Annotated in this window: 7 protein-coding genes and 1 pseudogene; 3 read left to right on the top strand and 5 right to left on the bottom strand. The window is 73.4% G+C overall.

Annotated features, from left to right (window positions below; translation table 11 throughout):
• The first annotated feature begins 1,158 nt into the window (after positions 1-1,158).
• Positions 1,159-1,404 carry a DUF3073 domain-containing protein gene (locus tag AAHZ94_RS22435; RefSeq protein ID WP_349994779.1) on the top strand — a complete coding sequence of 82 codons (246 nt, stop codon included), beginning with the start codon at positions 1,159-1,161 and terminating at the stop codon, positions 1,402-1,404.
• A gap of 95 nt (positions 1,405-1,499) precedes the next feature.
• Here the strand turns inward: AAHZ94_RS22435 and purM are convergent, their stop codons facing one another.
• The 5 genes from purM to AAHZ94_RS22410 all read right to left on the bottom strand — a co-directional run bounded on the left by purM (position 1,500) and on the right by AAHZ94_RS22410 (position 7,753).
• Complete coding sequence (gene purM / locus AAHZ94_RS22430) at positions 1,500-2,579, bottom strand: phosphoribosylformylglycinamidine cyclo-ligase (protein ID WP_349994778.1); 1,080 nt, start codon at positions 2,577-2,579, stop codon at positions 1,500-1,502.
• A 34-nt stretch (positions 2,580-2,613) separates the two neighbouring features.
• Positions 2,614-4,170 carry an amidophosphoribosyltransferase gene (gene purF, locus AAHZ94_RS22425; protein ID WP_349994777.1) on the bottom strand — a complete coding sequence of 519 codons (1,557 nt, stop codon included), beginning with the start codon at positions 4,168-4,170 and terminating at the stop codon, positions 2,614-2,616.
• 404 nt (positions 4,171-4,574) lie between these two features.
• Positions 4,575-5,378 (bottom strand): HEAT repeat domain-containing protein, encoded by an 804-nt coding sequence (locus AAHZ94_RS22420; protein WP_349994776.1) that lies wholly within the window; start codon positions 5,376-5,378, stop codon positions 4,575-4,577.
• Positions 5,379-5,774: 396 nt separating this feature from the next.
• On the bottom strand, positions 5,775-6,347 hold the full coding sequence (locus tag AAHZ94_RS22415) for a dihydrofolate reductase family protein (protein WP_349994775.1): 573 nt from the start codon (positions 6,345-6,347) through the stop codon (positions 5,775-5,777).
• 545 nt (positions 6,348-6,892) lie between these two features.
• Positions 6,893-7,753, bottom strand: a complete 861-nt coding sequence (locus tag AAHZ94_RS22410; protein WP_349994774.1) for a hypothetical protein — start codon at positions 7,751-7,753, stop codon at positions 6,893-6,895.
• Between the two features lie 196 nt (positions 7,754-7,949).
• Between AAHZ94_RS22410 and AAHZ94_RS22405 the strand changes: the two genes are divergently transcribed.
• On the top strand, positions 7,950-8,042 hold the full coding sequence (locus AAHZ94_RS22405; protein ID WP_349994773.1) for a putative leader peptide: 93 nt from the start codon (positions 7,950-7,952) through the stop codon (positions 8,040-8,042).
• A gap of 574 nt (positions 8,043-8,616) precedes the next feature.
• Positions 8,617-8,897: pseudogene (locus AAHZ94_RS22400) on the top strand (hypothetical protein); the annotation flags it as partial.

Genomic DNA, 8,897 nt, shown 5'->3' with positions numbered 1-8,897 from the left:
GGGGGGCGGGCGGGGCTCCGTCGCGCTTCTCACCCCCTCCCCCGCCGGGGCTGGGCCCGCCCCCCCCCCCCCCCCCCCCCCCCCCCCCCCCCCCCCCCCCCCACCGGACGCATACGTTCCGGCGCACACCAGGCGCGCCCCCGCCCGCGCCACGCGCGGCACCTGGCCCGCGCCACCCGCCCCGTATCAGCCGCGACGTCCGTGGCACCCGCGCCGCCCCGGCACCCGAGCCACTCACGCCCTGGGCCCGGCCCGGCCTGCACCATCCGCGCCACGCGCGCCCCGGCCCGGCCCGGCTTGCATCGACCCGCGCCACCCGTACGGCCCGCAGCGCAGCGCTCACCCACACGCCCCGCCGCCCGTGAACGGCCGAAAACCACAGCGTCAGGCGGCCTCAGGCCCCGTGCTCGCCGCCGGCCGTCGCCCGGCCCTCCCCCGGGCCCCGTCCGGCGCCCGCACGGCCGCGTACGGGCGCCAAACGCGCCACCCCGCGTCCGCCCGCGCGACCGGCTACGCGCCCAGCAGCGCGGGGCCGCCGTGGGCCGCCGGCGCACGCCACCGTGCACCCGCCGGGCGCAACCAGAGCAGCCCGCGCCGCTACCGCGCCTCCATGCTTCCGTGTGGTCAGGAGCGATCCGAGCCGGTCAGGAATGCCCGCGACTTCGGACACAACCAGCATCCGACATGAACCAACGCGGCCCCCTACCGCGCAGCGAGAGAAACCACATGCGCGACAAGCGGTCTGAAATGCGCGATCCCGGGGCGATCGTCGCCAAGCGTTGGGCTGGTTCGCGCCTGGCCGTCACCCGTTCGCAGCCCGTCGGCCATCGGCAGGGCCGGCGCCGGGCGGCTGCGGGCCGGCCGTGGGCGGACCGCGGGCCGCCGCCGGGCTCCGGGCGGGCGCGAGGGAGAGATCGCTCACGGCCCGTCGGCGGGTCGGCGCCCAAGACGGGTTAAAATCGCTGCTGACCAGCGAGGACGGGGCGCCTCGCAGGTTCTGTCGAGTGGCACGTGCCGTGGGCGACGTACCGTATGGCCAAAGAAGCAGGTACCGTTGAAGCCCTACGGACCGGTCTCTCCGTCGAGAGCCCGCTCCGACTCATGAACGCGTGTCAAGACTCTGGGGCCGTCGAGCCCCGTCACCGAGGGGGTCGAGCCATGGGGCGCGGCCGGGCCAAGGCCAAGCAGACAAAGGTCGCCCGCCAGCTGAAGTACAACAGCGGTGGGACGGATCTCTCACGCCTGGCCAACGAGCTAGGCGCATCGACGACAAAGCAGCCGCCGAACAGCGAGCCGCACGACGATGAGCTGGATGACGACCCGTACGCGGAGTACGCGGATCGTTACAACGACGAGGGCGACGACGAGCCGTCCGAGTCGTCTGCTCATCGCCGTCGCGCTTGACGTCGCGCGTCCACAGCACGTCTTCGGCGTTCACAACACCGACACCGACCCGGTCCAGGGCCCGCCCCGGACCGGGTTCTGTGCTGCCTTCAGCTTCAGCTTGCGTAGTCACCGGTCAGGGTCACGGCCTCGGTACGGTCACCGCGCTCGGTGATCTCTCCGGCGATCCAGGCGTCCACGCCACGGTCGGCGAGGGTGGCCAGGGCGACGTCGACTGACTGCGGCGGCACGATCGCGATCATGCCGACGCCCATGTTCAGCGTCTTCTCCAGCTCGCTGCGCTCGACCGCGCCGGCCTGGCCGACGACGTCGAACACCGGGTCCGGGGTCCACGAGGCGCGGTCGATGCTGGCGTGCAGGCCGTCCGGGATGACCCGGGCCAGGTTGTTGGCGAGCCCGCCGCCGGTGATGTGCGAGAACGCGTGCACCTCGGTGGTCCGGGTGAGCGACAGGCAGTCGAGCGCGTAGATCTTGGTGGGCTCCAGCAGCTCTTCGCCCAGGGTGCGGCCGAACTCCGGCACCTCGCGGTCCAGGCTCCAACCGGCCCGGTCGAAGAGCACGTGTCGCACGAGCGAGTACCCGTTGGAGTGAAGTCCGGAGGACTCCAGGGCGATGGCGACGTCACCGGTGCGGATGCGGTCCGCGCCCAGCAGCCGGTCGGCCTCGACCACGCCGGTGCCCGCGCCCGCCACGTCGAAGTCATCGGCGCCCAGCAGGCCCGGGTGCTCGGCGGTCTCGCCGCCGACCAGCGCACAGCCGGCGAGCACACAGCCCTCGGCGATGCCCTTGACGATGGCCGCGACCCGCTCCGGGTAGACCTTGCCGACGCAGATGTAGTCGGTCATGAAGAGCGGCTCGGCGCCACACACCACCAGGTCGTCCACGACCATGCCGACCAGGTCGTGGCCGATGGTGTCGTACACGCCCAGGCGGCGCGCGATGTCCACCTTCGTACCGACGCCGTCGGTGGCCGAGGCGAGCAGCGGGCGCTCGTAGCGCTTGAGCACGGAGGCGTCGAAGAGCCCGGCGAAGCCGCCGAGGCCGCCGACGACCTCGGGCCTGGTGGCCTTCTTCACCCACTCCTTCATCAGCTCGACGGCGCGGTCGCCCGCTTCGATGTCGACACCCGCGGCGGCGTAGCTGGCGCCGCCGCCGACGGGAACTGTCTCAGGCATGGCTGGAACCTTCGGATTGTGATGGGGGTGTGGGTTACGGACGACGCAGTGCGTCGGCCCCACCCACACCGGCGGTCAGCGTCTGCACGCCGTCCGCGTCGGGCTTGGCCACCCCGGCCGTCTCCGACTCCAGGAGGTGCTTGCCGAGCAGCTCCGGGTCGGGCAGGTCCATCGGGTACTCGCCGTCGAAGCAGGCACGGCACAGCTTCGGCTTGTCGATGGTGGTCGCCTCGATCATCCCGTCAATGGAGATGTACGCGAGCGAGTCGGCCCCCAGCGACTTGCCGATCTCCTCGACGGAGAGCCCGTTGGCGATCAGCTCGGCGCGGGTGGCGAAGTCGATGCCGAAGAAGCAGGGCCACTTGATGGGCGGCGACGAGATGCGGATGTGCACCTCGGCCGCGCCGGCCTCGCGCAACATCCGGACCAGTGCGCGCTGGGTGTTCCCGCGGACGATCGAGTCGTCCACGACCACCAGTCGCTTGCCCCGGATGACTTCCTTGAGCGGGTTGAGCTTGAGCCGGATGCCGAGCTGCCTGATGGTCTGGCTCGGCTGGATGAACGTACGGCCCACGTAGCTGTTCTTGACCAGGCCCGAGCCGTACGGGATGCCGCTGGCCTCGGCGTATCCGACGGCCGCCGGCGTGCCGGACTCCGGGGTCGCTATCACCAGGTCGGCGTCGGCCGGCGCCTCGGCGGCCAGCTTGCGGCCCATCTCGACGCGCGAGAGGTAGACGTTGCGGCCGGCGATGTCGGTGTCGGGGCGGGCCAGGTAGACGTACTCGAAGACGCAGCCCTTGGGGCGCGCGTCGGCGAACCGGGACGAGCGCAGCCCGTCCTCGTCGACCGCGATCAGCTCGCCGGGCTCGATCTCCCGGATGAAGCTGGCGCCGCAGATGTCGAGCGCCGCGGTCTCGGACGCGACCACCCAGCCGCGCTCCAGCCGGCCGAGGACCAGCGGGCGGATGCCCTGCGGGTCACGGGCCGCGTACAGGGTGTGCTCGTCCATGAAGACGAGGCTGAAGGCGCCCTGCACCTTGGGCAGCACGCGCTGCGCCGCGGCCTCGATGGTCAGCGGCTTGCCGTCGTCATCGGCCTGGCCCGCGAGCAGCGCGGTCACCAGGTCGGTGTCGTTGGTCGCGGCGACCTGGGTGGCCCGGCCGCCGTCCCGTGGCAGCTCGGCGACCAGGTCGGCCAGCTCGGCGGTGTTGACGAGGTTCCCGTTGTGACCGAGAGCGATCGACCCGTTGGCGGTCGCCCGGAAGGTCGGCTGCGCGTTCTCCCACACCGAGGCACCGGTGGTGGAGTAGCGGGCATGGCCCACGGCGATGTGGCCGCGGAGCGAACCGAGGGAAGTTTCGTCGAATACCTGGGAGACCAGGCCCATGTCCTTGAAGACCAGGATCTGGGAGCCGTTGCTCACTGCGATGCCCGCGGACTCCTGTCCACGGTGTTGCAGGGCATACAGCCCGAAATAGGTGAGTTTGGCGACCTCTTCGCCGGGAGCCCAGACACCGAAGACGCCACAAGCGTCCTGGGGGCCCTTCTCGCCGGGAAGGAGATCGTGGCTGAGTAGTCCGTCACCACGCACAAAAGACACTGTACCCGCGGTTGAGGGTCAGACGTTCGGTCCACCCGGACACGGCCACTCACCCTCCGTAATCACTTCCGCCCCATCCGCCCGGAAAAACGGGCTGTCACTCGGGGTGTACGTCCTGCCGGCGCGACGGATCGGCATCGGCCGCCGGGCGGCTGCCGGGTCCAGATGAGATGAGGGACACACCTCGGGGCGGGGCAGGGGCCGGGTCCGCGGGGGCGGGGTTGGTGATCCGTGGGGGCCGGGGCCCGGCGGTTGGTGCGGGCGGGAGCCGGTGGGCCGCGCGGACCGGGCCCGGCGGTTGATGGGGCCGGAGCCGTGGGGCGGGGGTTGGTGGTCCGCGGGGCCCGGCCCGGTGGTGGGTGCGGGGCGAGGTCGGCGGCTGTCGGGGCCCGTCGCTAGTGCGCCTCGCGGACGCACTCCACCGCCACCCGGACGTCGGGGTGCGGATCGTCGGCGAGGGTGGCGAGGAGGTCGCCGACGCCGGGCGTGGACCAGCGGGCAACCGCCCAGACCAGGTACGCGCGGACGTGGGGGTCGGGGTGGGTGGCGAGCGGGGCCAGTGCGGCGAGGGGGCCGCGGCGGCGCAGGCCGAACCAGTGCAGGGCGTCCTTGAGCACGGCCGGATCGCCCGGGTCGCCGGCCGCCGCGATCCTGGCGAGCAGCACGCGGGCCGGTGGCGGCGGGCCGTCCAGTGGGTGCGGCAGCCGCTCGCGCAGCCGCCGCGATCCGTACTCGCCGCGGATGCGACAGCCGGCGCAGGTGCAGGGCCGGTCGCCGTGCGCGTCCGGCCGGTAGCGCCAGCCGGCGACCTGCCGGGCGGCGCGGATGCGGTGTATCTCGCGCGGCCGGATCGCCCGGGGCACGAAGACCTCCCAGCCGCGCGGGTCCTCCAGGGCGGCGACCCGCCGCACCGCGTCGGCCGCGGGTACGAGCCGCTGGGCGTCCCGCACCCGGTCCCCGTAGCGGCCGACCCGCACCGGCTCGGCGTCGTCCAGCCGCAGGTGCACGGCGACCAGCCCGCCCTGACTGCCGAAGCGGGCCAGCTCGCGCAGCCACTGATGGGTGTGGGTGTACGACCGCAGGACGGGAAAGCAGTACACCCCGCGCGCGTCGCCCTGCCCAGTGCTCTCCGCCCGGACCCCGGAGCGGCGGATGCGGGGCGCGTTCGCCGCCGAGGTGAGGTGTACGAACATGGCCATGGGCCGGGATCGTACGGGGGCGGGGCCGGGCCGGTCTGGGGTTGGTACGGCCCGGGTTGGTGTGGCGGGGTTGCTACGGGGCGGGGTCGGCCCGGGCTGGCATCCGGGCGTGCTGAGGGTTTGCCGTACGTTGCGGGTGCCGCCGACCGCGGGCCGCCAGGGGTGTCGCCGTGGGTTGCTCGGATGCCGCGCGACCACAGGCCGCCGGGGACGCTGCCCGCACACCGCTCGGCCGCCGCCCGACCGCGGGCCGCCGCGGGTGCCGCCGTGCGTTCCTCGGCCGCCGCCCGTCCGCACGGTCGCAGGGTGCCCGGGGTGCGCCGTCCACCGCGCACCGGCCGGTACGGCCGGGAGCCACCCGTCAGCCGCCCCCATCGGTCGCCCCCCCTTTCACCTTCACCGCACCACGTCGTAGACGACCTTCTGCACGCCGTTCCCGTACGCCTCCTGCTCGACCAGTTGCAGCTTCTGTGCGTCCTTGTCGGTGGCGCTGAACAGGCGCTCGCCCGCGCCCAGCAGGAGGGGGAAGACCAGCAGGTGGTAGCGGTCGATGAGGGCGGCGTCGGAGAGGGCGTGGTTCAGCTTGGCGCTGCCGTGGATGATGACGGGGCCGCCCTCGGTCTCCTTGAGGGCCGCCACCTCGTCCAGCGAGCGCAGGATCGTGGTCAGGCCCCAGTTGGTGACCAGGTCGGACTCGGCGAGGGTGGTGGAGACCACGTACTTGGGCATGTCCCGGTAACCGGTGAACTCCGCCATCTCCGGCCATACCGGGCTGAAGCCCTCGTAACTGACCCGGCCCAGCATCAGCGCCGTGGCCTCCTCCTGCTCCCGGCCCTTGATCTCGAACGCCTCGGGCAGGAACTCCACGTCCTTGAAGGTCCAGCCGGCGTTGCGGTAGCCGCTCTCGCCGCCGGGGGCCTCCATGACGCCGTCCAGGGAGATGAAGGCGGTGCTGATCAGCGTGCGCATGTCGGTGCTCCTGGGGTGGGTTCGGGTCGTCGCAGCACGACGGTTGGTCGTCAGCCGGGGGGCCGGAGCCGTGGCCGGGCCAGGGCCTTCCGTCTGCTTCGCACCCTAGGGGCGGCCTCTGACAATCGGCCGTCGGTGCAGGTCAGACCGCGCGCGACCGGCCCGGCGCCGTTCCCGGCCGGCCGTCGCTGAGGGCGCGCCCCGGATACTCGGACACTCGGCCCCTCGGCCCGCCGGGCACCGGCAACCAGCCACCCAGGCGCCCACGCCCTCAGACACCCAACTCCCGGGCCCTCAGACACCCAGCCACCGGCCCCACGCCCCCGCACCCGGCCGCCGCGCGCCCCGACCGCCGGCCCGGGTCGGGCCCTCGGCGAGGGGGCGCGCCGCGGCGTGGGGCAGCGCGGCACGGGGGTGTGTGTCGGCTTGTGCGGGGGCGGCTCGCGGGTGGGGCGGCACTGCTAGGCGACCCTCAACGCGGACTCGCCAATTCCCCAACTTCCTTGCATACGAGGAGAGTTGTTGCCCCTAACGACGGGGTCTGGTTAGCCCACGGCCTTCGGGAACGCCTTCTTCAGGTTCGCCTCGGTCGCCAACTCGTCCTGCGCGCGGCCCGGCTTGTCGGCCTTCGGCTGCTGGCGGTAGGTCTGCGCCTTGTCCGTGCTCTTCAGGTCACGGTCCAGGCCGAGTGCGGCCCGTACGTCCTGCTCCTCGTCCAGGTTGAAGGTGCTGTCCACCTTCGCGAAGACCGCGCCACGGGTGAACGCCTTGGTCCCGGCCGCCTGGTTGAGCTGGGCGGCGGCGCGCTCGGTCAGCCGGACCCGGGAGTCCAACTTCACCTGCCGCTCCTCGACGTTCAGGGTCTGCCGCGAGATGAGCTCGCTGCGCGCGTAGCCCACCGCGAACGACTGGGCGTCGTTGACCGAACCCAGCACCGCATTGCGGGTCAGGTCGCTTTCGAACTCCGCGAGTCTGGCCACCTGGCGGGTCTTGGTGTTGACCACCGCGAGCCCGCGGTCCTGGTAGAGGACCCGGCCGCCGATCCGGCCGTCCAGGTTGGTGATCACGCCGCTGGTGACGTCGAGTTGGAGCTGGCTGCCGGCGGGGGCGGCCTCTCGGGTCTGGCCCTGGCCGTCGACGCGGACCAGGCGCAGCCCGTGTTCCCGCAGCCGCTCCACGACCTGCGGCGGCACGGCGAGGTGGGTGCTGCCGTCGACGACCGCGATGGCGCCGCGGGGCGCGTCGATCGGGGCGGCGGGGGCGAGCGGGGCGGCGCCGGCCGTCCCCGGGGTGAGGGCGAGGCCGAGGGCGACGGCGGCGGTGGCGGCCACCACACCGGTGCGACGCGCGGCGCCGCCTGCGGTCGGGCGGAGGGCCGGGGGGAGGGTCGGGGGGAGAGAAGACATTGCGTGACGTTCCTTTCTGAAACGGTCGGATCGCACTGTCCACACAAGGCGACTTCCGGTGACGCCGCGACTTCAGCGGGTGATTCGGGTGGCGCGCGTCACCCGCTTGCCCGGCCGGCCCAGCGCAGTGCGCCCGGCCCGTGTTCATCACCCTGGCATTGACAGGTGCGCGTGCCGTCGGACAGGCTCCTGGACCATGCCGCTCGTCCTTGATCCTTCGATCTTGCTGGTAGCGCGCCGCCACGTTGACCTGGTCCGTGTCGCGAGCGCGATCTGGCGCCACGCCTGAACGGCTCCGCGGGACGGCTCTGCTGAACGCCTCCGCGCCGGCCGCGCCCCGACGCACCTCGCGACCGGGCTGACGTCCGCCACCTCCCGTCCACCGACGCCTCCGCCCGCGCCCGCGCGCTAGGAACTGCGGCGCCCCGGTGGGCGATTCGGCCCGTATCACCGCGCCTTCGTCGTTCACCTCGGTCGTCTGCCTCGGCCGTACGCGGACGTCGTACGCGGCTGTCGTACGCGGACGTCGTGCGCCATTGCCGTACATGGATGTCGTACGCCGGTGTCGTCCTCGGATGTCGTGGTGCGGATGTCGTGGCGCGGACGCCGTACGCGGCTGTCGTGGGCCGGAGCCGTCGATCCGGAGCGTGTTCCGGGGCCGTGCCGCTGCGCCCTGAGCGGTCGGACGCCCGTACCGCCGTACGTCCACGCATCCCGTCCGACGCCGCCGTACGTCCGTGCCCTCCTGCATCCGTGCCCCCGCACGTCCGCTCCCCCACCGCCCCCGTGCCCCGTGATGACGCGCGGCCGGCGCCACCACAGCCGCCGCGTGCCCACGCCCCTCCCCCAGCTAAGGACCCGCCGTGACCTCCTCGCACCAGCCGAGCCCCGCCGAACGCCCCGCCCCGACCGGGCAGTCGGCGCACGCACCCACCGACCCGGCCGCCGCCACGTCCCCCGCCCCGGACGCCGCCCGTACGAGACCCGCCACGGCCGGCGCGACCGACTCCCCCACCCCGACCGGCACGGCCGGCACCACCAACACCCCGCTGACCCGGCGCGCCTTCGGCGGGGTCGTCGGGGCCACCGCGGCGACCGTTGCCGTCGGCACCTCCGCAGCCGCCGCGACCGGGGCCGAGTCCGG

Source organism: Streptomyces sp. HSW2009 (assembly GCF_040240285.1).
Taxonomy (GTDB): domain Bacteria; phylum Actinomycetota; class Actinomycetes; order Streptomycetales; family Streptomycetaceae; genus Streptomyces.
This window is presented reverse-complemented; position numbering and strand designations above follow the sequence as displayed.

Coding starts and splice junctions, on each gene's coding strand:
- AAHZ94_RS22410 (WP_349994774.1), bottom strand. CDS start 7,753: ATGTCTTCTCTCCCCCCGACCCTCCCCCCGGCCCTCCGCCCGACCGCA.
- AAHZ94_RS22435 (WP_349994779.1), top strand. CDS start 1,159: ATGGGGCGCGGCCGGGCCAAGGCCAAGCAGACAAAGGTCGCCCGCCAG.
- AAHZ94_RS22405 (WP_349994773.1), top strand. CDS start 7,950: ATGCCGCTCGTCCTTGATCCTTCGATCTTGCTGGTAGCGCGCCGCCAC.
- AAHZ94_RS22420 (WP_349994776.1), bottom strand. CDS start 5,378: ATGGCCATGTTCGTACACCTCACCTCGGCGGCGAACGCGCCCCGCATC.
- AAHZ94_RS22415 (WP_349994775.1), bottom strand. CDS start 6,347: ATGCGCACGCTGATCAGCACCGCCTTCATCTCCCTGGACGGCGTCATG.
- purM (WP_349994778.1), bottom strand. CDS start 2,579: ATGCCTGAGACAGTTCCCGTCGGCGGCGGCGCCAGCTACGCCGCCGCG.